This window comes from Arenibacter algicola (assembly GCF_000733925.1).
In the GTDB taxonomy this organism is placed as follows: Bacteria; Bacteroidota; Bacteroidia; order Flavobacteriales; family Flavobacteriaceae; genus Arenibacter; species Arenibacter algicola.
Genome location: NZ_JPOO01000003.1, coordinates 3,011,575 through 3,034,962 on the forward strand (window position 1 = coordinate 3,011,575; position 23,388 = coordinate 3,034,962).

22 protein-coding genes are annotated in these 23,388 nt (G+C 39.4%); 18 read left to right on the forward strand and 4 right to left on the reverse strand.

Translation table 11 applies throughout. The features are described 5' to 3' along the window. The first annotated feature begins 5 nt into the window (after positions 1 to 5). The 4 genes from U735_RS0123510 (at position 6) to tnpA (ending at position 4,918) form a co-directional block, all read left to right on the forward strand. Positions 6 to 926, forward strand: a complete 921-nt coding sequence (locus tag U735_RS0123510) for a PorP/SprF family type IX secretion system membrane protein (protein ID WP_031446156.1) — start codon at positions 6 to 8, stop codon at positions 924 to 926. A 10-nt stretch (positions 927 to 936) separates the two neighbouring features. Then, the gene (locus tag U735_RS0123515) at positions 937 to 3,597 is read left to right on the forward strand and encodes an OmpA family protein (protein WP_083260556.1); all 2,661 of its coding nucleotides are present in this window, start codon (positions 937 to 939) and stop codon (positions 3,595 to 3,597) included. A 425-nt stretch (positions 3,598 to 4,022) separates the two neighbouring features. Next, positions 4,023 to 4,193, forward strand: coding sequence for a DUF6747 family protein (locus tag U735_RS26160; protein ID WP_316933036.1), 171 nt, complete (start codon positions 4,023 to 4,025; stop codon positions 4,191 to 4,193). 290 nt (positions 4,194 to 4,483) lie between these two features. After that, positions 4,484 to 4,918: an IS200/IS605 family transposase gene (gene tnpA / locus U735_RS0123520; protein ID WP_031445594.1), complete on the forward strand. Its 435-nt coding sequence runs from the start codon at positions 4,484 to 4,486 to the stop codon at positions 4,916 to 4,918. Between the two features lie 77 nt (positions 4,919 to 4,995). Here tnpA and U735_RS0123525 read toward each other — a convergent pair whose 3' ends face one another. The 3 genes from U735_RS0123525 to U735_RS0123535 all read right to left on the reverse strand — a co-directional run bounded on the left by U735_RS0123525 (position 4,996) and on the right by U735_RS0123535 (position 8,943). Next, positions 4,996 to 5,988 carry a DUF4837 family protein gene (locus U735_RS0123525; RefSeq protein WP_031446158.1) on the reverse strand — a complete coding sequence of 331 codons (993 nt, stop codon included), beginning with the start codon at positions 5,986 to 5,988 and terminating at the stop codon, positions 4,996 to 4,998. A gap of 12 nt (positions 5,989 to 6,000) precedes the next feature. Continuing rightward, positions 6,001 to 7,638 (reverse strand): lytic transglycosylase domain-containing protein, encoded by a 1,638-nt coding sequence (locus tag U735_RS0123530; protein ID WP_034248714.1) that lies wholly within the window; start codon positions 7,636 to 7,638, stop codon positions 6,001 to 6,003. 114 nt (positions 7,639 to 7,752) lie between these two features. Further along, positions 7,753 to 8,943 carry a phosphoglycerate kinase gene (locus tag U735_RS0123535; protein ID WP_031446160.1) on the reverse strand — a complete coding sequence of 397 codons (1,191 nt, stop codon included), beginning with the start codon at positions 8,941 to 8,943 and terminating at the stop codon, positions 7,753 to 7,755. 231 nt (positions 8,944 to 9,174) lie between these two features. Here U735_RS0123535 and U735_RS0123540 point away from each other — a divergent pair, with 231 nt between their 5' ends. From U735_RS0123540 to U735_RS0123550, 3 genes are all read left to right on the forward strand, one after another. Beyond that, positions 9,175 to 10,326, forward strand: a complete 1,152-nt coding sequence (locus U735_RS0123540; RefSeq protein ID WP_031446161.1) for a DNA polymerase III subunit — start codon at positions 9,175 to 9,177, stop codon at positions 10,324 to 10,326. Positions 10,327 to 10,355: 29 nt separating this feature from the next. Further along, on the forward strand, positions 10,356 to 10,754 hold the full coding sequence (locus tag U735_RS0123545) for a hypothetical protein (protein ID WP_031446162.1): 399 nt from the start codon (positions 10,356 to 10,358) through the stop codon (positions 10,752 to 10,754). A 404-nt stretch (positions 10,755 to 11,158) separates the two neighbouring features. Then, on the forward strand, positions 11,159 to 11,938 hold the full coding sequence (locus U735_RS0123550) for a patatin-like phospholipase family protein (protein ID WP_031446163.1): 780 nt from the start codon (positions 11,159 to 11,161) through the stop codon (positions 11,936 to 11,938). A 52-nt stretch (positions 11,939 to 11,990) separates the two neighbouring features. Here the strand turns inward: U735_RS0123550 and U735_RS0123555 are convergent, their stop codons facing one another. Beyond that, a complete protein-coding gene (locus U735_RS0123555; RefSeq protein WP_031446164.1) occupies positions 11,991 to 13,040 on the reverse strand; it encodes a ferredoxin--NADP reductase in 1,050 nt (349 codons plus the stop codon). 128 nt (positions 13,041 to 13,168) lie between these two features. On the opposite strand from U735_RS0123555, the gene U735_RS0123560 reads away from it, so the two are divergent. The 11 genes from U735_RS0123560 to atpA all read left to right on the forward strand — a co-directional run bounded on the left by U735_RS0123560 (position 13,169) and on the right by atpA (position 23,378). Further along, entirely contained in the window at positions 13,169 to 14,641 is a 1,473-nt protein-coding gene (locus U735_RS0123560) for a DUF5687 family protein (RefSeq protein ID WP_031446165.1), read from the forward strand. Between the two features lie 6 nt (positions 14,642 to 14,647). Then, the gene (locus tag U735_RS0123565; RefSeq protein ID WP_031446166.1) at positions 14,648 to 15,343 is read left to right on the forward strand and encodes an ABC transporter ATP-binding protein; all 696 of its coding nucleotides are present in this window, start codon (positions 14,648 to 14,650) and stop codon (positions 15,341 to 15,343) included. 247 nt (positions 15,344 to 15,590) lie between these two features. Next, a complete protein-coding gene (gene porW / locus U735_RS0123575) occupies positions 15,591 to 18,134 on the forward strand; it encodes a type IX secretion system periplasmic lipoprotein PorW/SprE (RefSeq protein ID WP_031446168.1) in 2,544 nt (847 codons plus the stop codon). Between the two features lie 19 nt (positions 18,135 to 18,153). Continuing rightward, positions 18,154 to 18,585: a bactofilin family protein gene (locus U735_RS0123580; protein WP_031446169.1), complete on the forward strand. Its 432-nt coding sequence runs from the start codon at positions 18,154 to 18,156 to the stop codon at positions 18,583 to 18,585. Continuing rightward, positions 18,563 to 18,793, forward strand: a complete 231-nt coding sequence (locus tag U735_RS0123585) for an AtpZ/AtpI family protein (protein WP_031446170.1) — start codon at positions 18,563 to 18,565, stop codon at positions 18,791 to 18,793. The genes U735_RS0123580 and U735_RS0123585 overlap by 23 nt, the downstream gene beginning before the upstream one ends. Then, positions 18,793 to 19,179, forward strand: a complete 387-nt coding sequence (locus U735_RS0123590; RefSeq protein WP_031446171.1) for a DUF6168 family protein — start codon at positions 18,793 to 18,795, stop codon at positions 19,177 to 19,179. The genes U735_RS0123585 and U735_RS0123590 overlap by 1 nt, the downstream gene beginning before the upstream one ends. A gap of 124 nt (positions 19,180 to 19,303) precedes the next feature. Beyond that, a complete protein-coding gene (gene atpB / locus U735_RS0123595) occupies positions 19,304 to 20,380 on the forward strand; it encodes a F0F1 ATP synthase subunit A (RefSeq protein ID WP_031446172.1) in 1,077 nt (358 codons plus the stop codon). Between the two features lie 33 nt (positions 20,381 to 20,413). Beyond that, a complete protein-coding gene (gene atpE, locus U735_RS0123600) occupies positions 20,414 to 20,605 on the forward strand; it encodes an ATP synthase F0 subunit C (protein WP_031446173.1) in 192 nt (63 codons plus the stop codon). A gap of 89 nt (positions 20,606 to 20,694) precedes the next feature. Then, positions 20,695 to 21,195, forward strand: coding sequence for a F0F1 ATP synthase subunit B (locus U735_RS0123605; protein WP_031446174.1), 501 nt, complete (start codon positions 20,695 to 20,697; stop codon positions 21,193 to 21,195). 10 nt (positions 21,196 to 21,205) lie between these two features. Beyond that, entirely contained in the window at positions 21,206 to 21,745 is a 540-nt protein-coding gene (gene atpH / locus U735_RS0123610) for an ATP synthase F1 subunit delta (RefSeq protein WP_031446175.1), read from the forward strand. A 58-nt stretch (positions 21,746 to 21,803) separates the two neighbouring features. Next, a complete protein-coding gene (gene atpA, locus U735_RS0123615) occupies positions 21,804 to 23,378 on the forward strand; it encodes a F0F1 ATP synthase subunit alpha (protein ID WP_031446176.1) in 1,575 nt (524 codons plus the stop codon). The last annotated feature ends 10 nt before the right edge of the window (positions 23,379 to 23,388 follow it).

A 23,388-nucleotide genomic window follows, 5' to 3' on the forward strand; every position in this document is an offset into this window, starting at 1 on the left:
TTTTAATGATTTCCCCCAGATTTAGATTTCTTGCACTCCTTTTGTTGCCGGTGTTCTATGTGAGCCATGGTCAGCAAGAACCACAGTATACCCACTACAATTACAATACCATGACTGTAAATCCCGGTTATACCGGTTCTCGAGGTCATTTAACCATTTTGTCACTTTATAGAAGTCAGTGGGCGGGGATCGAAGGGGCGCCATCAACGATAACGTTCGGTATAGAATCGCCTATTGGTTTATTTGACGGGCTTGGAATCTCTATTGTACATGATCAACTTGGGCCTTCCCAAGAAACTTATATAGATGGTAATTATGCCCATAATCTAATCCTTAATAGAAGGGGGGACAGGCTGGCACTTGGTTTAAAGGCTGGTATTAAGTTTTTGAGTTTGGATTGGTCCAAAGGTAGATATAGGGAGCCTGAAGCAATATTTAATGAGAATATCAATAGTGAGGTTCTTCCAAGTATAGGGGCTGGCATATTTTATTATACCAATAAGTATTATATCGGTGTTTCAACCCCTAATATATTGACTGGTAAGCATTATGACGCCATAGCGGAATCTGAAGCTTCGGACTTGGTTCATCTGTATTTAATTGGCGGATATGTGTTTGATCTGACGCCTGATCTAAAATTCAAGCCTTCATTTTTTGTCAAGAATGTTATAGGAGGCGCTGTATCTATTGATACCTCGCTCAATTTTCTGACATACGAAACTTTAAATTTAGGCGTTAACTATAGACTGGAGGATTCTTTGAGTGCCTTAATTGGCTTTCAGATCAGCACCAAAATGAATATGGGATATGCGTTTGACTATAGTATTAATGAACTAAATAATTACAATTCGGGAACCCATGAGATATTTTTTAGATATCAATTGATTTCAAAAGACAAAAAGCTCAAATCCCCTAGATTTTTCTAACTGAACAACCATGAAACAACTTCTAACAGCCTGCTTGCTCTTTCTTGCTCTTATTTGCAGTGCCCAAGGAATAAGGAAAAACGTTTCCACATATTCGCATGCGCAATACTCGGAAATAGATATAAACACCAATAAGCAACAATCTAATTCAACCTCAGATTCCAACGGAAAGGTCACCCCTGAAATTTTTAGAAAAAAGGCTGCGGCAAACCACATAAAAAGCAGGACGTTTAAAAATATAAATGGTGCGGATGAAGGCTTTTATATTGTTTCTGGAGTATTCTCCGATTTGGGTAATGCTCAAAATCTGGCACAGAAATTAAAGGTTAAGGGATTTGCCGCAGGATATATTAGTAATCCTAGCAATGGTCTTAACTACGTCTATTTAAACAGATATGATACATTGGATAGCGCCATATCAGCTTGTAATTCCAAGTTGGATGGTACTTATACCGATCCATTTTGGTTAATGAACGTGGATAATGGAGGAAAATCCAAGAAATTAGAGATAAACGGGAATGGCACTGTTTCAAAATTACCTTTACCCAACACAGCATTGGACAAGAATTCAGCTCAAGAGGTAAAGGATTATCCTAAGGGCCTTAAAGCTCCGGATCAAGATGAGAAACAAGAGCCGAAGACCAATAAGGAAGAGACTAAAGAGGAATTGTCCTTAGAAGAAGTTACCTATGATATGCTGAGTCCTATCGAGGAGGATAAAAATGATGTGAGTAAGGTAAGGGGAACCAATTTTAATGAAAAGACAAGCCCCAATGCTACAAGGCTTATACAGAAAGCTGATCAATATTTTGACAAAATGTGGTATGCAGAAGCTGCCGAACTATATGAGGAGGCACTTAATAAAGACGCCAACAATTATTCCCTGGAAATTCTTCAAAAGGCTGGAGACTCCCATTATTACAATACGAATATGGAGCGGGCCTATTATTATTACAATATCATATTTGAAAGATATGAAGAGGAAGTGTCTCCAGATCAAATTTTTAAATATGCCCATACCTTAAAGGGTACCGGTAAATATTCCAAATCCAAGAGAATGATGCGTCTTTACGACAAACAGGTCGAGCAAGGTAATGTGGGTTCTAAATTGGATTTTAAGGCGAGCAAAAAAGAAGCCGTCTTGGACAAAATTCTAAATATGGAACTTAAATTTGGACTTAAAAACTTGGCCATAAACACCAAGTATTCAGAGTTTTCACCTATGTTCTATAATGATGATGAAATTGTATTTGCTTCCGCCAAAGACTCTTCTATTTTTAATACCAGACGGTATAAGTGGAACAATCAACCTTACCTTGATTTATATGTCTCCAAGGTAAATAAGGAATCCCAGGATTTAAAAGCGGCGATTAGATTTTCAAAAAAAATAAATTCCAAGTATCACGAAGCATCAGTGACCTTTACTCCCGATAATTCAACCATGTATTTCACTAGAAATAATTATGGTAAAAAATTAAAGAGGGATAAAAATGGAGTCAACCATTTGAAAATATATGTTTCCAAGAAAGTTGATGGGGAATGGATGGAAGCCGAAGAAGTGCCCTTTAACAGCGATGATTATTCTACCGGCCATCCAGCGTTAAGTCCGGATGGGAAAAAACTGTATTTTGTCTCGGATATGCCCGGAACCATAGGGGATACCGATATTTTTGTGGTAGATGTTTTGGATAATGGAAGTTACTCTGAGCCCAAAAATTTAGGTCCAGGAATAAATACGGAGCAAAAGGAAATGTTTCCTTTTATAAATGATAAGAAGTTGTACTTCGCCTCCAATGGCCATGTTGGACTTGGAGGACTGGATGTATACGAGGTAGCTTATGATGGGGAAGGATTTAAAGAGGTAATTAACATGGGTCAGCCCATTAACAGTAACAAGGACGATTTTTCATATATCGTTAATGAAGAGGATCAAAAAGGATATTTTGCCTCTAATAGACGTGGGGGTAAAGGGGACGATGATATTTATTCCTTTGAAAGACTGGTACTGGAAGAAGTGGTAAAGAATGCCATTTCCGGGGTTGTTACCGAATTGATTACTGGCGATTTAATGCCCAAGGCATTGGTTACCCTTTTGGATGAGAATAACATTAAATTAAAGGAAATGGTTACTGAAGATGACGGTTCCTTTGTCTTTGAAGATTTGGAGTCCAATACCAAATACACGATTAAAACAACCAGAAGTGAATTCTTTGAAAATGTGGTTACGGCCGAAACGAAGAAAAATGAGGTTGTAAATGTGGATATTACAATGAAAAAGTTAAAAGAGCTCATAGTAATTGAAGACGGGATCAAAAAGCTTAAGACCGATATGATTTTCTTTGATTTTGATAAATCCTACATTAGAAAGGACGCATCGCTGGAACTTGATAAATTGGTTGAGGTGATGACGGAATATAAGGATATGGTCATCAAGATAGAATCCCATACCGATTCTAGAGGCCCTGATGTCTACAATAAATACCTATCGGATAAAAGAGCCAAGTCAACAAGGGCATATCTTATTTCCAAAGGTATCTCGGCAGACCGCATTGAAAGTGCCATTGGTTACGGGGAGGAGCGTTTGATCAATGAATGTGGAAATGGGGTTCGTTGTAGCAGGGAGAAACACGAACTTAATAGGCGTTCCGAGTTTGTAATAGTAAAGATGTAATTTTAAGACATACCTGATCAATAGAGTTATAACCGCCTTTCTTTTATAGTAAAGGCGGTTTTTTTGTGCTTATCAATCCAGTAAATATACTGTTGAGTATAATGTTAAACTATTCAAATTGGTGAGTTTAAGGACAAGTTCTTTATGTAGTAAATTTTTTTGGGTTAGACAGAGGACCTATAAATACTTTAAGTCCTTGCATATTTAGACTGTTTTTGAACTTGGAGAAATCTATTACTGTATTTAGTTGGATTACATTATTCATAAGGTTAAACTTGGCTGGTAGTATTGGTTCAAATTAATTGTCAAACCCATTTTCACAACGCTTAAGGGTCTATTTACAACAAAAAAGTCCGATGAAATACCTAATCCTTAGATTTTGAGTTATATATCTAATAACCAACCATATAACCAAACCAAATATCATGAAAAACGTTCTATTAGTAAGAGAAATTTATTTAGAGGCATTTAGAAACCTGGGCCACGCTTTCGTTAAATCTTTTTTTAAGGTGATGAGCTGGTTTTGCTTTGCTAGTTTCTTAATTGTACTCTATGCATTTGTATTCAGAATTACAACGGGCTTTGCCTTTGATTAAAACCATACTAACCAACCAAACCAGAAAACGCCCGTGAGGGCGTTTTTTTGTTGCCTACAATTCTTCTTAATCCGTGAACTGGGTTTAGATAGAATTACGATAGGATGTTCTAAGCTGTTTTAATGCGTTTTTTGGGCGTTTGTAATATTGTTCAAGAAAAGATAAAGCCAAAAAAATAGGGCCCGTAAAAGGGCCCTAAGAAGAATATTTATTGGTCTCAGGTTAGGGAGTAAAACCCTGCAATTTATTGCAGCACTTTAGTACTGCGAAAAAATACATAATTTAGGGGTATGGGTCATACATTGAGAAAGGGATCGCATACCGTTATCCGGTTGACTTGTCATCTGGTTTGGGTTACCAAGTATAGATATAAGGTATTAAGTGGGGATGTTCAGAAGCGTTGTCGTGAGCTTCTCATGCAAATATGTGAAGCTGAAGGGATTGAGATTATGAAAGGAGTGGTGAGCTCCGATCATGTTCATATGCACGTTGAATACGCCCCTAGGATGAATGTAAGTTCGATGGTCAAACAAATGAAAGGCAGGACATCGAGAAAGCTCCAACAGGAGTTTCCTCATTTAAAGGAGCGCTATTGGGGTCAGCATTTTTGGGCGAGCGGTTATGGAGTCTGGAGTACGGGCAATGTAACCGATAAGATGGTCAATGATTATTTGGAGCATCATAGACGGGACGGTTCGGATAATTCCAATTTTATATTGGAATAGTCCCAGGGACTTTCAGTCCCTTGTAAAGAAAACCTCTGCACTTTCAGTGCAGAGTGGTTTAGTTTTTGAAGATGAAATTATTTTTTATCCGTGAACTTCACGGTTTTTAAAATGGCTTCAAGCTGGAACATATCGTCTCTTTTTTCAGTGGCTGGAGCGAAAACAAAACCTTCGATGACCACTTTCCTATTGTTTTTGTCGTCGTTTATGATGTAGGTCAGAAAAGGTCCGGCCATGGGATATCCACTTATCTCCCATATGCCCCTAACTTCGGCAGCCTTTCTATTGGCAATTTCCACTGGAAAAACGTATGGGGCAAAGGCTTTCTCGGTCATCATATAGGTTATTTTTCCAGGTACATCGGGCCCCGGGATATATTGCTTTCCTATAGAATCCCGCATGGCCACAATATCCTTGACAAAGGTGGAGTCGTTTTTAAAATAATCGTTGGGAATATCATATGCTATAATATTCATACTCCCTTTTTGGATCTGTCTGTCGATCCATATAAAATTGTTTTCCTGCTTGCCTAGTTTATAAATTGAGGGTAGGGACAGGGTTATGCCCAACTTGTCGTTTAATACCGTTTCCTTGCTAAGTGATTTTAAGAAGCGCTTTTGGGACTCTTGGATTTCGACCTCCTTAAATTCTTTGATAATCTCATCCGCTTTGGAATCCAAATTTGAAATAATTTCTTCATCCGTCCTTCCTTTGATGACTCCTACTTTTTGGGGAGTGGCATAGGTATCGGTTTTAATGTGGGCAAGGCTCAACGTATCCTGGGCAATAAAAAGTACCGAACGGGTTTGTATAATAGTGCCAGAGAAGACTTTTGGGGGCATTTGATTAATGGTGAAGAGGGGTTCCTCCCAAGAAAGGCCAAGAACTGGTGCTGCAAAATGCTGTCTTACCCGATCCCCAACTTTTCCTTCCCACAACTCATTGTCCATTACAACCGCCAAGGAATTTATGGCACCTATGGATTCTGGCAGATATTTCTTTTTCTCTTTTTCTTCACAAGAGACAATAATCAAAGAAAGTAATAATACTACTGCGCCAATTTTTTTCATATAGTTATTTATTTACGAAGAACAATCGCACAATTTTAATTTTGTGCCCGGTTTTATGTCATTACCACTAATACCGTTCCATTTTCGTAAATTATCTATACTAATTCCAGGATATTTTTTTGAAATGGTCCAAAGTGAGTCCCCACTTTTAACCGTATGTACCTTGGTACCCGCCGCAGCCACTGAATTTGTTGAGCTTTTGCTGGCATTTGTCGAACTTATTGATGAGGGAATTTTTCTTGGATAAATAGTCAATCTTTGTCCTATTCTAAGGTTATTGCTTCGTAGACCGTTCCAATTTTTAATTTGGCTAACACCCACTCCGTACCTTTCTGCAATCTTTCCCAAGAAATCGCCACTGCGAACCTTGTACGTAATTTGATCTTTGGATTGCACTATTTGTGGTAAGGGCTCTTCTTTGGATTTTAGTTGATTCTGCACATGGGCGTAGATTGCCTCCTCATTGGCGACAAATTTTCCTAATGCATCCACTGGAAGTCGCAGGGCATAATTTTTGTCCTTGACATAAGGTATTACCTTTAATTTGTAGGCCGGATTCAAAAACATCAATTCTTCTTCGCTAACATCTACCAATTCCGAGATTTGATTAAAGGTAATAGTGCTTTTCACATGTATGGTATCTGTCTCAAAATAAGGTCTATCCGTGACCTGTCTTGTAAAACCGTGTTCTTCCGCATATTCAAAAATATACATGGTAGCCAAAAATGCAGGTACATATCCGGCAGTTTCCCGGGGAAGGTTTCTTCTAATGTTCCAGTAATTTTTGTAGCCACCAGATCTTCTTATAGCCTTGTTTACATTACCTGGCCCTGAATTATAGGCCGCAAGGGCCAAATCCCAATCATTAAAAATATCGTGTAGCTTTTTAAGGTACAAACTTGCCGCTTTGGTAGAATTAATAGGATCGCTGCGTTCATCCACATAACTACTTACATCCAAATCGTACATTTTTCCGGTTCCGTACATAAATTGCCATAATCCAGTGGCACCTACCCTTGAGCGGGCCCTCGGATTAAGTGCCGACTCAACAATGGCCAAATATTTAAGTTCCAAGGGTACATTTTGATTGTCCAATTCCTGTTCGAACAAGGGGAAATAAAACTGGCTTATAGTCAACATCCTGCTCATCATATCCCTTTTACGGGTAAGAAAGTAGCGAATTACATTTTCCAATGAAGGATTGTAAACGATGTTAAAGGGGGTTTTTTGATTTAGGAGCTTCAGTCTGGCCTTTAAGGTATCCGTATCTACATTGAAATGATATACGGAATCTATTTCCAAGGAAGTAATGTCCTGATAAATGGAATCGAATAAGGAGGAACTATCGTACAACTCTTTCATCCATAGGCTATCGAACTTGGCAGTTTCCGGACGGTCCTTTAAATCGTACTTTTTTTGCCCTTTCACCAAAAGCAACGGATTGTCCTGAATATCATCCTGGGCCTCCATTGTTTCCATCTGCTCAACACCTTCCATATCCATGGCAGTAGTGTCCACTGAAATTTCTTGTAACTTTGGAGCGTTTAGGCCCTTTTTTGCAGTAGGTATTGAATCAAATTCCTGTGCTACGCCTGTAACCAAGAAACCCATAGACAAGACTCCCAATAAAATATATCTGGATGTTTTCATAAGGTTTGTTTTTTTAAGCGGGGCAGACTAAAATCGTGATTTTTTTCTAAACTTTAAAATTTAATTTTTAAAAGCAGATAAAAAACAGATAACCCATATTAAATAACGTGGTATTTATGCCAATATTGCTGCTATTCCGGGAAGGGTTTTGCCTTCAAGGCTTTCCAACATGGCACCTCCGCCAGTAGAAACATAGCTTACCTTGTTTTCAAAACCAAATTGCTTGACCGCGGCAACAGAATCTCCGCCACCCACTAAAGAAAAGGCACCTTTTTTTGTTGCTTCATCAATATAATTACCAATGGCAATGGTACCTTTGGCAAAGCTCTCCATTTCAAAAACGCCTATAGGACCATTCCACAAAATAGTTTTCGATTTTAAGATTATTTCTTTAAATATTTCCAAGGTTTTGGGCCCTGCGTCCAAACCTTGCCAACCTTCTGGAATCTCGTTGGAATTTACAATCTTGGTATTGGCGTTGTTGTTAAAGTCGTCCGCAGCCAAAACATCTACCGGGATATGCACTTCTACTCCTTTTTTCTTGGCCTGCTCAAGAATTTCCAAGGCCAATTCCATTTTATCGTCCTCACAGATAGAATCTCCAACCTTTCCGCCTTTGGCTTTAACAAAAGTGTAGGTCATTCCCCCACCAATAATAAGATGGTCTACTTTATCCAAAATGTTTTCGATAATCGTAATTTTTGAAGATACCTTTGCCCCTCCCAAAATAGCGGTCACTGGCTTTTCCCCTGTTCTCATAACTTTTTCTATGGCTTCAATTTCTTTGGCCAACAAGAACCCAAAACATTTCTTTTCTGGAAAAAATTGGGCAACTATTGTAGTGGAGGCATGGGCCCTATGTGCAGTTCCAAAGGCATCATTTACATAAACATCCCCTAGTTTGGATAATTGTTCTGCGAAGTTTTTGTCTCCTTTTTCCTCTTCTGAATGAAACCTTAGGTTTTCCAACAAAAGAACTTCACCACTCTTTAATTCGGCCACAGCCTTTTCTGCTACTGGACCGATGCTATCCGTTGAGAATTTTACCTTTACACCAAGTACCTCGGATACCTTGCTACAGATGTGTTCTAGGGACAGATCAGGATTCACTTTTCCGTCGGGCCTTCCTAAATGGCTCATTAGTACGGCACTTCCGCCATCTTCCAATACTTTTATGATAGTAGGCTTTGCAGCTTCAATTCTATTATCGTCGGTTACATTAAAATCCGCGTCCAATGGAACATTAAAATCTACCCTTATTAATGCTTTTTTACCTTTAAAATTAAAATCGTTGATGGTTTTCATTTGCCACTTATTTTTAGAGAGTGACAAATGTAAAGATTTATAGGTAGTGTTTAAAGAGACTATTCCATTTATTTACATGGTTTATGCCCCAATGTTGATTTTAGAAATGTAAATGGTTGCAGGTCAGGCAAAATGTGTAATGGTATTTTGAAAAGCATTGGCGTTTATTCCGATAATTTCCAAAGAGCCCGTAGCAACTAAATTTCGGATAAAAACCGCTATATTTGGGCCATGCTATTCAAGGATATTTTAGGACTTTCCCATATAAAGAATCATCTGGTATCCAGTGCCGATGCAGGTCGTATACCCCACGCCCAATTATTCGTCGGCCCAGAGGGCTGTGGCACCTTGCCAATGGCTTTGTGTTATGTGCAATACTTGCTTTGTTGCAACAGTGAGGGGGAAAATAATAACGGCAACAGCGCCTGTAACACCAAATTTAACTCCTTGGCACATCCGGATGTGCATTTTGCCTTTCCGGTTTCCAATTCGGATAAGGTAAAAAGCCATGCCGTTAGTGATCATTATTTGGAGGAATGGCGCCTATTTATAAAGGAACAGCCCTATGGAAATCTCTTTGATTGGTATAAATTAATAGGGATTGAAAATAAACAGGGACAGATTGGTGTGGACGAGGCCCAAGATGTGGTAAAGAAACTTTCTTTGAAATCATACGAAGGCGGATATAAGGCCCTGATTATTTGGATGGCCGAAAAAATGAATACCTCTACCGCCAACAAACTTCTGAAATTGATTGAAGAGCCGCCGGACAAAACGGTATTGATTTTAATTGCAGAAGATGAAGAACAAATAATCCAGACGATACGATCTAGGTGCCAAATATTGCATTTTCCCCGGTTGGCGGAAGAAGCCATTTCTCAGGCACTTATAGACAGGGGAGTTTCCGAGGAGGATGCCCATAGAATATCGCATGAAGCCAATGGCAATTTTAATAAGGCCCTCGATTTCATGAACAACGATTCCGAGGACTTGGTATTTGAGAAGTGGTTTGTGCAATGGGTTAGAAGCGCCTTTAAGGCCAAGGGCAACAAGGCAGCGATCCACGATCTTATTTCTTGGAGCGAAGTGGTGGCAAAGACAGGGAGGGAGACCCAGAAAAAGTTTTTGAATTATTGCATGTCCGTAATGAGGCAGGCCCTGTTGATCAATTACAATACCCGTGAATTGGCATTTATGAGGATTCATGTAGAGGGATTTCAATTGGAAAAGTTTGCCCCATTCGTACATGAAAATAACATTGTTCCCATTGTGAAGGAATTGGAGGACGCCATTTATCACATCGAAAGAAATGGTAATTCCAAACTAATATTGATGGATTTATCTATTAAATTAACAAGATTGTTACACAAAAAGGCCGCCTAAAGTAATTATATAATCATAAAGTCACTAACATGGACAACGTATTAACCAATCCCGCAGAATTACTCCTTCTTCTTTTTTTGATCATTACTTTTCTTCAAAGTGCATTGGACAAAATCTTGGACTGGAAGGGCAATTTGTCATGGTTAAAAAGTCATTTTTCCCAAACACCTTTTAAGAATATGGTACCCTTATTATTGGGTACGGTAATGGTTACGGAAATCGTGGCAGGGACACTTTGTACCATAGGATTTTATTTTCTTATTGTTGAAGGGGATGGATCTATTGCCTTGGCCGGCGCTATTTTTGCATGTCTGGCCTTGTTGATGCTGCTATTTGGTCAGCGTATGGCAAAGGATTACGATGGGGCAAGGACCATAGCCATATATTTTATGCCAGCAATCCTCTTGGTGTTTCTATTGCATTCCTGATATTAATGTGCCTCTGGATTTCTTGTCCTGCCTAGGCCATCAAAATATGCGGTTTTTATATCCATTTTGCGGAGTTTGTTTATTTTGGGCTACAACGTCCTTTCAATTCCGGAAAAGTATATAATAGTAAAGATTTAGCAGAACATACTGTTCGGTCGGTTTTTGGTACCACAACTTTACAGTCCTTACATTAAAAATCCGATTATTGGAACTAACGGGCGGATTAAAAGCGGAAATTCGTCAAAATCGGCTTGGCCAAAGCCAGTTTACCAACTGTCTAGTTTGTGGAACATTATTTATTTCTAATTGAATTTTTTAAAGTTAGGGCTGATATAGGTAATTTTGGGCTAATGTTTGGCAGGGATATTCCCGTTGTAAAACAGCTATGATGAACAAGGATTGAAATGGATTTATCGCAAATTAAATCAAAATCGGTTGGACTGGTATTGTCCGGAGGGGGCGTAAAGGGAATGGCACATATAGGGATGATCCAAGCCCTTAACGAATTTGGCATTAGTACCCGGGTCGTTTCGGGCACCAGTGTTGGGGCATTGATAGGGGCATTGTATGCCAACGGTAATTCGGTTTCCGAAATGCTTCAGTTTTTTAAGGAAACACCCCTCTTCCGCTATAATTTTATGACTATTTTAAAACCGGGCCTGTTGGACACGGAAAGGTACTTCGATTTGTTCTCAAATTATTTTCCGAGAAATACCTTTGAGTCTTTGCAGCGCAAACTTTATGTTGTAGCTACCGACTTGCAAAAAGGGGATGAAAAAATATTTTCTGAAGGGGAATTGATTAGACCTTTATTGGCCTCTGCAGCCTTACCTCCTGTTTTTAGTCCGGTGGCTATTAATGGACGTTTATATGCCGATGGAGGTATAATGAACAATTTCCCTTATGATGTAGTTGCCGTTTCATCAGATTTTGTAATTGGGAGTAATGTTTCCGGAATCAGGGAAATTCCCAAAGAAGGAATAAAGTCGTCCTTGCAGTTGGCCAATAGGACTACCTCTTTGATGATTTATGCCATTAACAGGAACAAAGTTAATAAATGCGACCTATTGTTCGAACCCAGAGCCTTGGAGCTCATTGGTATATTGGACAAAAAGGGAATTGAAAAAGCCTATACCATTGGTTACGAGCACGCCATAAGGGTAATGGAGCAGAAATTTCAGTAGACTTAGTGTCTATTATGAGCCGACTTGGAAATAGGCCAACAGCCCTTAGTGTTTACACATCGTCGTAATCCACGGTTAAAGTAGGGGTAGTGGGGTGCGCCTGACAAGTAAGGATCAATCCTTCGGCTATTTCACCATCGGTTAATATTTGGTTTTTTACCATGTCGGCCTTTCCTTCCTTGATACGCGCAATGCAACTGCTACATACTCCACCTTGGCAGGAATAGGGAGCATCTATGTTCTCTTTTAAAACGGCATCCAGTACCAGGGTACCTTTATCCATGGACAGGGAAAATTCCTCATCATCCACAATAACGGTAAGTTGGGTCTTTCCTTCCGGTTTCTCCGGAAGTTCGTCCTTGATCTCTGTTGAGGTAAACAGTTCAAAATGAATCTTATCCTCAGAAATGCCCTTGTCTTTTAGGTTTTCGGTCACCAACTGTATCATTGCCTCCGGCCCACAGAGATAATAATCGTTGAATTCCAGGTTTTTATGTTTGTTTTTGAGTACATAGTTAACCGTAGAGGCTTCTATACGTCCAAAAATAGATTCGTCCTCTTGGGTCTGACTCAAAATAAAATAGATATGAAACCTATTGGTATATTCTAATTGAAGCTTCACCAAATCGGTATAAAACATGGTTTCCTTATAGGATTTATTCCCATATACCAACACAAAATTATTTTTGGAATTGGATTCCAAAACGGTTTTGGCAATACTCATGATCGGAGTAATACCGCTACCTGCCGCAAAGGCCACTATGTTCCTTGGATTAGGAGAGGGTTTAAAAATAAATCGGCCTTCCGGAGGCATTACTTCCAATACATCCCCTACCTTAAGTTTGTTATGTGCAAAATCTGAAAAGCCCCCCTTGTCCACTTTCTTAACACCAATGGTAATGCCCTCACATTTAGGAGAGGAACTAATAGAATATGCCCTGCGCAATTCCTTGCCCTTTATTTCCTTTTTAATGGTGATGTACTGACCGGCAGTAAAGGCAAAGGTCTGGATCAGTTCTTTTGGAATGGCAAAAGTTATTGCAACTGAGTTAGGGGTAAGCGGTTTAATTTTTTGAACGGTAAGCGAATGAAATTGGGCCATATTAAATCTTTGGTGCAAAATTAAGCAAAGCAGGGAGGATTTAAAACGGGAAATTAAAAAAATACCAGCTGTTTGTAACAAATACCCTAAATTAGGCACTAATCTGTCAGATTTAACTATCCAAAAGAATGCTAAAGCACTTTCTTACGCTTGAATGGAAATCCTTTTTTAGATCCGCCTCTTTTAAAGCCAATCTTGCCATAAAGATCTTTATGGTTTTTGGGGCCCTCTATTTTATGGCTGTATTTCTAGGGCTTGGAATTGGGGCTTTTTATATCATTGAAAAGCAAGCTTGGGGAGACCCCCTCTTGGTGGTAAATAGGTTCATGGTTTATTATTTAGTAGGGGATCTGTACATTAGGTATATGCTTCAGAAAATGCCGATTACCAATATTAAGCCTTTGCTGTACCTACCTATTAACAAAAGTAAGATAGTAGGGTATTCCTTAGGGAAAACGGTAGTTTCATTTTTCAATTGGTCACATGCATTTTTCTTTGTGCCCTTTTCTGTAGTATTAGTGGTTGAGGGTTACTCCCCTATGGGGGTCATGGGTTGGCATTTGGGAACCATGGCGCTCTTTTTGTGCAATAATTTTATTAACGTATTGGTCAATAATAAGGACAATGTTTTTTACATGCTGCTGGGCCTTTTTTCGCTCTTGGGAATTTGTCAATATTATGGACTGTTTAATATAACAACCTACACCTCGCCATTTTTTAATATACTTTATGAGCTACCTTGGATGGCCTTTTTAACTTGGGGGTTGCTAATAGCGGTGGCAACTTCTGCTTTTACCTATTTTAAAAGGCATATGTATCTGGATGCCGGACTGGCGGGAAAGAAATCTATGGCCAAAACGGAGGACTATGCCTGGTTGAACCGTTTTGGGAATTTGGGTACATTTTTAAAGAACGATATTAAATTGATTAGGAGGAACAAGAGGTCAAAAACCGCTGTAATCATGAGTTTCTTCTTTATTTTTTATGGACTTCTCTTTTTTACGGGTGGTATAGAGGCTTACGACGGCCCGGTTTGGAAAATATTTGCCGGGATTTTTATTTCCGGGGGGTTCTTATTCAGTTTTGGTCAGTTTGTGCCAAGTTGGGACAGTTCATACTATCCCTTAATGATGAGTCAGAATATCAGGTACAGGGAATATTTAACTTCCAAATGGTACTTGATAATCATGGCTACCGCGGCAAGTACTATTCTAGCTTCCTTCTATATATACTTTGGCTGGGATGCCTATTTGGCGGTGATTGTTGGGGCCATTTACAATATTGGTGTCAATTCCTATCTGGTTTTATGGGGCGGGGCCTATATTAAAACACCCATTGATCTAACATCCAATAAAAAGGCATTTGGGGACAAACAGGCCTTTAATTCAAAAACCTTGTTATTGACTTTGCCCAAGCTAATTCTGCCCTTGGGGGTTTATGCCCTGGGCCATTATTTAATTAGTCCAACCGCGGGCTATATTTTTGTTGGTATGGCGGGGGTTATCGGATTTGGATTTAGAAATAAGGTGTTTGCCATGATTGAGTCCATTTACAAGAAGGAAAAGTATAAGACGCTTGCGGCCTACAAACAAAAAACATAAATAAGCATGATTACAGTCCAAAATTTAACAAAAAAATACGGGGAGTCCATCGTGTTAAATATTGAAAGTTTGGAAATCCCCAAGGGTCAAAGTTTTGGTCTAGTGGGCAACAACGGTGCCGGAAAGACCACGTTTTTTAGTTTAATGCTAGATTTAATTCAGCCTACTACAGGACATATCGTTAATAATGGCGTGCAAATAGATTCAAGTGAGTCTTGGAAACCATTTACATCGGCATTTATTGATGAGACCTTTTTAATTGGATACTTAACTCCGGAGGAGTACTTTTATTTCATAGGGGAACTGAGGGGTCGTAACAAGGCCGATGTAGACAGTTTGTTGGCCGGGTTCGAAGATTTTTTTCACGATGAAATTTTGGGTCAGAAAAAATACTTGAGGGACTTATCCAAAGGAAATCAGAAAAAAGTTGGAATCGTTGCCTCCTTCATTGGTAATCCCGAAGTAATTATATTGGACGAACCTTTTGCCAACTTGGATCCAACTACCCAAATAAAGCTAAAAGGGATTATCAAGGATCTGGCGGCCAGTAAAGAAGTTACCGTTCTGGTTTCCAGTCATGATCTTATCCATGTTACTGAGGTTTGCGAGAGGATCGTAGTGCTCAACAAGGGAGAGCTGGTAAGGGATATCCAGACCTCTAAGGAAACCCTTAAGGAGTTGGAAGTATTTTTTGGAGGATAAATTGTCCTGTAGCCGATAATGTCATTATCAATCAATCTTATTTTCCTCATCTCCCTTCAATATGGTTTTCTGCCGGTTTTAGGTTTTGCAAGCCTAAGTTGTGTTTTTATCAAGAATTTTGTTGCTGAGCTTTTCTTGGGCCAGGATAGGAATTATCCAATAACTAAAAATAATGCAGTTTTTGTCGACCAACTACATAATAATCCGGTCGTTTTTAAGTTAAGGATACGTACGAATACATAGAATTTTGAAGCTTCGCAATAAACTTATATTTTCGGTTGTTTTTGGAGGATTGGCGTTTAATGCCTGTTCTACCAAGAAAGACGCCCTTTTAAACCGCAATTGGCACGCACTTAACACCAAGTACAATACCCTGTATAATGGTAATATTGCTTTTGAAGAAGGGCGAGAGGGTCTCAATGCCGTATACCAGGATAACTATTGGGAAATATTGCCCGTAGAAAGACTAGAGGTCACCGAAGACATAAAGCTGGATTCCGAAGATAACAATCCCAATTTTCTTATTGCCGAGGAAAAGGCTACCAAAGCCATACAAAAGCACAGTATGGACATAAAGGACGAGGAGCGCAATCCCCAGACCGATGAGGCTTTTTTACTTTTGGGCAAGGCCAGGTATTTTGACCAGCGTTACATGCCTGCCTTGGAATCCTTCAATTATATCCTAAATAAATATACGCAGAGCGATAAGCTTAATGAAGCAACCATTTGGAGGGAAAAGGTTAATATTCGTCTAGAAAATGAGGAGCTTGCCCTAAGAAATTTAAAGCGTTTAATTAAGCAGGAATATTTAAGCGATCAAGAATATGCGGACGCCCGTGCCATGATGGGTCAGGCCTACATCAATCTTAAAATTCAAGATACTGCCATTCAGCAGTTGAAAATTGCATCGGTATATACCAAAAAGAATCCAGAGAGGGGTCGTTACTTATATATTATTGGTCAGTTGTTCAATGAATTGGGATATAAGGACAGTGCCAATTATGCCTTCGATAAGGTCATCGATCTAAATAGGAAATCACCCAGGGTATACATGATCAATGCCCATTTACAAAAAATTCAGAATACCGAACTTACCGACGACAACAGGGAGGAAATGTACGAGTACCTTACGGAATTGGAGGAGGACCGGGAATACAGGCCCTTTTTGAATAAAATATACCGTCAGGTAGCAGAATTCCATTTGGCAACCCAATCCGATAGCCTGGCCTTGGTGTATTACAACAAATCCTTGAGGGCCACTCAGAATATGCCCCAATTGAACGCCCTGAACTATGAAAATTTGGCGATTTATAATTTTGACCAGAATGAATACAAACCTTCTGGGGCTTATTATGACAGTGTGTTGCAGAATTTAAATGAGAATACCAAGAAGTACAGGGAGGTTAAAAAGAAACTGGATAACCTGGAAGATGTTATTAAATATGAGGAGGTGGTACAGTACACTGATAGTGTAATAACTTTATATGAGTTTTCAATTGATGATAGAATAACCTATTTCGAGGAGCATATTGCCCAATTAAAGGCAGTTGCCGAAAATGAAAGAAAGAAAGGGGAAAATATGGCCAATGCCGGTTTTGCCGCCTTTAGTAAAACAAAGGGAGGAAAGGAGAACCAAGGCAAGTTTTATTTTTATAACATAACCACATTGGGTTATGGCAAGAACGATTTTAAGACTAGATGGGGTAAGAGAACCCTAGAGGACGATTGGCGCTGGTCCAACAAATCCAAAGCACAAAATTTGGATGTAAATGGCGAAAATCCGGCCAATACTGCGGCGAATAATGTTGTGGCATTGGGGGAAGAGGAAAAATACAGCGTTGAGTTCTACCTAAGTCAAATACCTACGAATCCATTGCTGATAGACAGTTTAAGGACCGAGCGTAACTTTGCCAATTATCAATTGGGGTTGATCTATAAGGAAAAATTTAAGGAAAATCTTTTGGCGGCCGGTAAATTGGAGAGCGTGTTAAAATCCAATCCTGAGGAAAGGCTTATAATTCCATCTAAATACAACCTGTACAAGATCTACGAAGAGTCTGGAAGTTCGTTGGCAACGGATATGAAATATGACATCATTAAAAACCATCCCGAATCCAGATATGCGGAAATCCTTTTAAACCCACAGGCTATTTTAACCGGAAGTGCCGATAGTCCGGATGCCAAGTACCAACGTCTGTACAAAATGTTCCAAAATCAAGAATTTTTACAAGTAATTACTGGAGCCGAAGAAAATATCAGCAAATACACAGGGGACCCTATTGTTCCGAAGTTTGAAATGTTAAAAGCCAATGCCATTGGCAGGTTACAAGGGTTTGAGGATTTTAAGGAGGCCTTGAACTATGTGGCCTTGAACTATCCCAATAATCCCGAAGGTAAAAAGGCACAGACTATGGTGGCGGAACAATTGCCAAAGTTGGAACCCAAGGTATTTTCCACCGAAACCGAATCTACAGGTACGGGAAATTGGAAGGTAGTATTTCCACTTAAAATTAGGGACGATAAAAAAGCCCTTAGACTCAAGGAACTTTTGGAAAAATCCATAGAGGATCTTAAATATAAGAATGTGGTATCCAAAGACATCTATAATCTTGAAGATCAATTTGTGGTGGTTCATGGTTTTAAATCCAAGGACTTCGCTTTAGGTTATGCAGAATTGATAAAAAACAATAAGGATTACCGGATCGATGATGAGAATTTCGTAATTTTATCCAGCAACTATAAAATAATTCAAGTACATAAGAATATAGCAGATTATAAAGCTCAGCAATAAACCCCAAAACCTTAGCAAAATGTTTTCAGATAACAAAAAACCTCGTGTTATGACAGAATTAGGCGGACAACCCAACAGAATTGAAAAAAACACCAAGATCAAAGGTGACATTGTTTCCGAAGCCGATTTTCGGATCGATGGAAAATTGGACGGTAACGTAAAAACTTCAGGAAAAGTGGTCATTGGAATCGATGGTTATATTCATGGCAAAGTGGAATGTGTCAATGCCGATATTGAAGGTAATTTTAACGGAGAGTTGATCGTTGCCGATCTCTTGTCCCTAAAGTCCTCTGCAGTTATAGAGGGCACTGTAATGGTATCCAAATTGGCTGTTGAGCCTGGAGCTACCTTTAATGCTTCCTGTACCATGAAGGGCAAGGAGGGCAAAGGCGCTTTAAATAGCCCAACAAAACACTCAGCAACCAGCAATGAGCCAGCAAAAGCCTCCTAAAAATAATAATGGTTTAAAAAATGCGGCAATCCTTACAGGTGTTGCCATTGAAATGGGCGGAATAATTTTTTTGGCTGCCCAGGGAGGAAAGTGGTTGGATGAATATTTTGAAATGGAATCCAAAACCTTTGTTATAGTGCTTACTTTAGTGGGAGTGGCCGTTGCTATATACTTGGTTTTGCAGCAATTGAAACGCATAAAGTATTGATGTCCAAGAATAAATTTCTTTTTTCTTTTTATCTTTCCCTAATATTGTTGAGCCTGTTGGTTTTCTGCCTTCACCTACTGGCACTTTATTTGTTCGGATTTCCTTTATTGGACCATATGATCGTTTTGGCATATTTGCTCAATATGGTACTGGCCCTTATTATATTTTCGGTGCTTTACTGGTTTCGGGAGAAATGGAGGGATCAGATCGGATTTCTTTTTTTAGGCGGGAGCATGCTCAAATTTTTATTTTTCTTTCTCGTTTTTTATCCCTTCTATAATGCAGATGGGAACATGGAATCCTTGGAGTTTACCACTTTTTTTATTCCCTATTTGGTGTGCCTTCTTTTGGAGACATTCTTTACTGCCAGAATGCTAAATAGTTAGCTTCAATTTTGTTTTCCATATTACTTTTAAGTTATGGTCCAAAATAAACCGATTAATGCTTTTTTCTTTTTGAGATAAAAGCGTACATTTGCACGGATTTTTTGAGACCGATATTTTAAGCGATATGCAAAAACCATTTTACGTCAAAGTTCTTTTAGTTGCTACACTTCTTCTGGGTATCAATGCTTTCGCACAAGAAAAGGACCATTCGTCCAGCGAGGAAAAAGGAAGCCTAAAAACCGAAATCAAGGAATTTATTGGACATCACTTGTTGGATTCCCACGATTTTACCCTATTTACCATAGATGAAGAAAATAATGAGCACGTTGGTTTTCCATTGCCTGTAATTTTATGGGATAACGGCTTAAAGGTGTTTTCTTCCTCCAAATTTCACCATGGGGAATCTGTGGCAGAAGTAGACGGAAATTATTATGCCCTTTATCATGGTAAAATTGTAAAGACCGATGCAGAAGGGACCATAAACTACGATGAAGATCATCATGCGACCAATGTAAAACCATTGGATTTTTCCATTACAAAAAATGTCGTTTTTATATTTTTGGTGTCTGCCTTGATGTTGTTTTTATTTGGCAGAATGGCCAAATCGTACAAAACCAGTGCATTGCCAAAGGGCATAGGGCGCCTGTTGGAGCCTATAGTGCTTTATATTCGTGATGATATTGCTATTCCAAATATAGGCGAGAAGCATTACAAGAAATACATGAGTTATTTGTTAACGGTGTTTTTCTTTATTTGGATCATTAACCTTTTAGGCCTTACTCCATTAGGGGTAAATGTTACCAACAATATAGCGGTAACCTTTGCTTTGGCCATCCTTACCTATTTGATTACAACGTTTACCGCAAATAAGAATTACTGGAAGCATATTTTCTGGATGCCGGATGTTCCTGTGTTTATGAAGATTGTTTTGGCTCCGATCGAGCTTTTGGGAACCTTTATTAAGCCCTTCTCCTTAATGATTCGTTTGTATGCGAACATTACTGCAGGTCACGTAGTCTTGATGAGTATTTTGGGAATGATGTTTATCTTCAAAAACTGGATAGGAAGTCCATTGTCGTTTGGTTTGGCATTTGCACTTTCTTTGTTGGAGTTGTTGGTAGCGGCCTTACAGGCCTATATATTTACGATGTTGTCCGCCCTGTATTTTGGTTCGGCGGTTGAGGAACATCACGATCACTAAGAGTAGAATGTTTAATAATTAATTATATATATTATGGAAATCCCAACTATTGTAGGAGCTGGTTTGATCGTTATCGGTGCTGGTTTAGGTATTGGTAAAATTGGTGGATCTGCTATGGATGCCATCGCTCGTCAGCCAGAGGCTTCAGGTAAGATTCAAACAGCAATGTTGATTGCTGCGGCTCTTATTGAAGGTATTGGTTTTGCTGCGCTTTTCGCATCTTAGTCAAACAAAATAAAGAACGGCTATAACGGTTGGTTATAGCTGTTCTTTTACAATTAAAAATTAAACGTTTACATTTCATAAATTAGGACATGGAAAAATTAATAGAGCAGTTTTCATTTGGATTGTTTTTTTGGCAATTGTTATTGTTTATAGCAGTGCTTCTCTTGTTACGTAAATTTGCGTGGAAGCCTATTCTTGATGCCGTTGAGGATCGTGAATCAGGTATCAAGGACGCCTTGGCTGCAGCGGAGAACGCCAAAAAGGAAATGCAAAATGTTACTGCCGATAGCGAACGTCTTTTGCAAGAGGCAAGGGTAGAACGTGAGTCTATGATCAAAGAGGCCCGTGAGATGAAAGAGAAAATAGTTGCCGATGCTAAGGATTTGGCACAGGCAGAGGCTGATAAGATGATCAAGCAGGCCCAAGTTGCTATTGAAAGCGAAAAGAAAGCAGCGGTTGCCGATATAAAGAACGAAGTTGCCACCCTATCTTTGGAGATTGCGGAAAAAGTAATTAAAGGACAGTTTTCCGATAAGGCCAAACAAATGAAGTTGGTCGAGGACATGATCGGGGATATCAAGCTAAATTAGGAACTGGAATATGAACGAAGCTAGAGCAGCCGTACGTTACGCAAAAGCAATATTGGACTTGGGGGTAGAGAATAAGGCTATCGATCAGGTGGAGAAGGATTTTCGAAAAATAGTAGCTACTATTGCCGACAGCCCTGAACTTGAGGAAATGTTGGGAAGTCCCGTTTTAAAGGGTGAAGTTAAAAAGAAGGCATTGTCCGAAATTTTCTCCGGGAGCAGTTCTGTAACTGAGGGACTTATTTCCACTTTGGTGGATAATAAGCGAATTTCAATTTTGAAGGACGTTGCCGAGAAGTTCATTATTTTAAATGAAGCTCGTAAAGGTCAAGGAGTTGCTTTCGTAACCACCGCGGTACCACTAAGCGCTGATCTGGAAAAAAAGATATTGGGCAAAGTAGTTGAACTTACCGGTAATGAATCCACTATAGAGAACAAGGTGGATGAGAGCATTATAGGAGGTTTTATTTTGCGTGTTGGAGATTTGCAGTTCGATGCGAGCATCGCCAACAAATTGAGTAATTTGAAAAGAGAGTTTACAAATAGTCTATAAATAATTTTTTTGGACGATGTTGGGTTTCAATGTGGTCCTAATCTTATATCTATAACAAATGGCAGGAGTAAAAGCCGCTGAAGTATCAGCAATATTAAAGAAGCAGTTATCGGGATTTGAAGCATCAGCTTCATTAAACGAGGTAGGTACCGTTCTACAAGTAGGTGATGGTATCGCTAGGGTTTATGGATTGTCTAATGTCCAATACGGGGAATTGGTAGAATTTGAAGGTGGACTTCAGGGGATCGTTCTTAACTTGGAAGAAGATAACGTTGGTGTGGTATTGTTGAGCCCATCTAGAAATGTAAAGGAAGGATCTGTTGTAAAACGTACACAGACCATTGCCTCCATTAAAGTAGGTGAAGGTATTGTAGGACGTGTTGTAGATACATTGGGAGCGCCAATAGATGGTAAGGGGCCCATTACCGGGGATTTATATGAATTGCCATTGGAGCGTAAGGCGCCTGGGGTTATTTTCCGTCAGCCTGTAAACGAGCCACTACAAACGGGTATCAAGGCTATCGATGCCATGATTCCGGTAGGTAGAGGTCAGCGTGAGTTGGTTATTGGTGACCGTCAAACGGGTAAGACCACCGTTTGTGTGGATACCATTTTGAATCAAAAAGAATTTTATGATGCAGGGGAACCTGTATATTGTATATATGTTGCTATTGGCCAAAAGGCCTCTACAGTGGCAAACATAGCCAAAACCTTGGAAGATGCAGGAGCTTTGGCCTATACTACCATTGTTGCCGCAAATGCTTCCGATCCTGCTTCCATGCAGGTTTATGCGCCATTTGCCGGAGCAGCTATCGGCGAATATTTTAGGGATACAGGTAGACCAGCTTTAATTATCTATGATGATTTGTCAAAACAGGCGGTTGCCTATCGTGAGATATCATTGTTGTTAAGAAGACCACCGGGACGTGAGGCATATCCTGGGGATGTATTTTACCTACACTCCAGATTATTGGAGCGTGCTGCAAAGGTAATTGCCGATGATACCATTGCCAAGAACATGAACGATTTGCCAGAGGCTTTGAAACCTATGGTAAAAGGTGGAGGTTCATTAACTGCCTTGCCTATTATTGAGACTCAAGCAGGTGACGTTTCTGCATATATCCCTACCAACGTAATTTCCATTACGGACGGTCAGATCTTCTTGACCCAGGATCTTTTCAACCAAGGGGTGCGTCCAGCGATCAACGTAGGTATTTCGGTATCACGTGTTGGGGGTAATGCCCAGATAAAATCAATGAAAAAGGTAGCAGGTACCTTAAAATTGGACCAGGCACAATTCCGTGAATTGGAGGCTTTTGCCAAGTTTGGTTCAGATCTGGATGCCGCTACATTGAATGTTATTGAAAAAGGACGTAGAAACGTTGAAATTCTAAAGCAGGCACAGAACGATCCTTTTACTGTTGAAGATCAGGTAGCTATTATTTATGCTGGTTCCAAGAACTTGTTGAACAAGGTTCCTGTAGAGAAAGTAAAGGAATTTGAAAGGGACTATATCGAGTTCTTGAATGCCAAGCACAGAGACGTTTTGGATCAGCTTAAGGCAGGAAAGTTAACGGATGAGGTAATAGATGTTTTGAGCTCTGTAGCAAAAGATCTATCCGCTAAATATTAATAAAGTATTT

Excerpts from the sequence above, each read along its gene's own strand:
- U735_RS0123510 (WP_031446156.1), top strand. The coding sequence starts at position 6 with ATGATTTCCCCCAGATTTAGATTTCTTGCACTCCTTTTGTTGCCGGTG.
- U735_RS0123515 (WP_083260556.1), top strand. The coding sequence starts at position 937 with ATGAAACAACTTCTAACAGCCTGCTTGCTCTTTCTTGCTCTTATTTGC.
- U735_RS26160 (WP_316933036.1), top strand. The coding sequence starts at position 4,023 with ATGAAAAACGTTCTATTAGTAAGAGAAATTTATTTAGAGGCATTTAGA.
- tnpA (WP_031445594.1), top strand. The coding sequence starts at position 4,484 with ATGGGTCATACATTGAGAAAGGGATCGCATACCGTTATCCGGTTGACT.
- U735_RS0123525 (WP_031446158.1), bottom strand. The coding sequence starts at position 5,988 with ATGAAAAAAATTGGCGCAGTAGTATTATTACTTTCTTTGATTATTGTC.
- U735_RS0123530 (WP_034248714.1), bottom strand. The coding sequence starts at position 7,638 with ATGAAAACATCCAGATATATTTTATTGGGAGTCTTGTCTATGGGTTTC.
- U735_RS0123535 (WP_031446160.1), bottom strand. The coding sequence starts at position 8,943 with ATGAAAACCATCAACGATTTTAATTTTAAAGGTAAAAAAGCATTAATA.
- U735_RS0123540 (WP_031446161.1), top strand. The coding sequence starts at position 9,175 with ATGCTATTCAAGGATATTTTAGGACTTTCCCATATAAAGAATCATCTG.
- U735_RS0123545 (WP_031446162.1), top strand. The coding sequence starts at position 10,356 with ATGGACAACGTATTAACCAATCCCGCAGAATTACTCCTTCTTCTTTTT.
- U735_RS0123550 (WP_031446163.1), top strand. The coding sequence starts at position 11,159 with ATGGATTTATCGCAAATTAAATCAAAATCGGTTGGACTGGTATTGTCC.
- U735_RS0123555 (WP_031446164.1), bottom strand. The coding sequence starts at position 13,040 with ATGGCCCAATTTCATTCGCTTACCGTTCAAAAAATTAAACCGCTTACC.
- U735_RS0123560 (WP_031446165.1), top strand. The coding sequence starts at position 13,169 with ATGCTAAAGCACTTTCTTACGCTTGAATGGAAATCCTTTTTTAGATCC.
- U735_RS0123565 (WP_031446166.1), top strand. The coding sequence starts at position 14,648 with ATGATTACAGTCCAAAATTTAACAAAAAAATACGGGGAGTCCATCGTG.
- U735_RS0123580 (WP_031446169.1), top strand. The coding sequence starts at position 18,154 with ATGTTTTCAGATAACAAAAAACCTCGTGTTATGACAGAATTAGGCGGA.
- U735_RS0123585 (WP_031446170.1), top strand. The coding sequence starts at position 18,563 with ATGAGCCAGCAAAAGCCTCCTAAAAATAATAATGGTTTAAAAAATGCG.
- U735_RS0123590 (WP_031446171.1), top strand. The coding sequence starts at position 18,793 with ATGTCCAAGAATAAATTTCTTTTTTCTTTTTATCTTTCCCTAATATTG.
- atpB (WP_031446172.1), top strand. The coding sequence starts at position 19,304 with ATGCAAAAACCATTTTACGTCAAAGTTCTTTTAGTTGCTACACTTCTT.
- atpE (WP_031446173.1), top strand. The coding sequence starts at position 20,414 with ATGGAAATCCCAACTATTGTAGGAGCTGGTTTGATCGTTATCGGTGCT.
- U735_RS0123605 (WP_031446174.1), top strand. The coding sequence starts at position 20,695 with ATGGAAAAATTAATAGAGCAGTTTTCATTTGGATTGTTTTTTTGGCAA.
- atpH (WP_031446175.1), top strand. The coding sequence starts at position 21,206 with ATGAACGAAGCTAGAGCAGCCGTACGTTACGCAAAAGCAATATTGGAC.
- atpA (WP_031446176.1), top strand. The coding sequence starts at position 21,804 with ATGGCAGGAGTAAAAGCCGCTGAAGTATCAGCAATATTAAAGAAGCAG.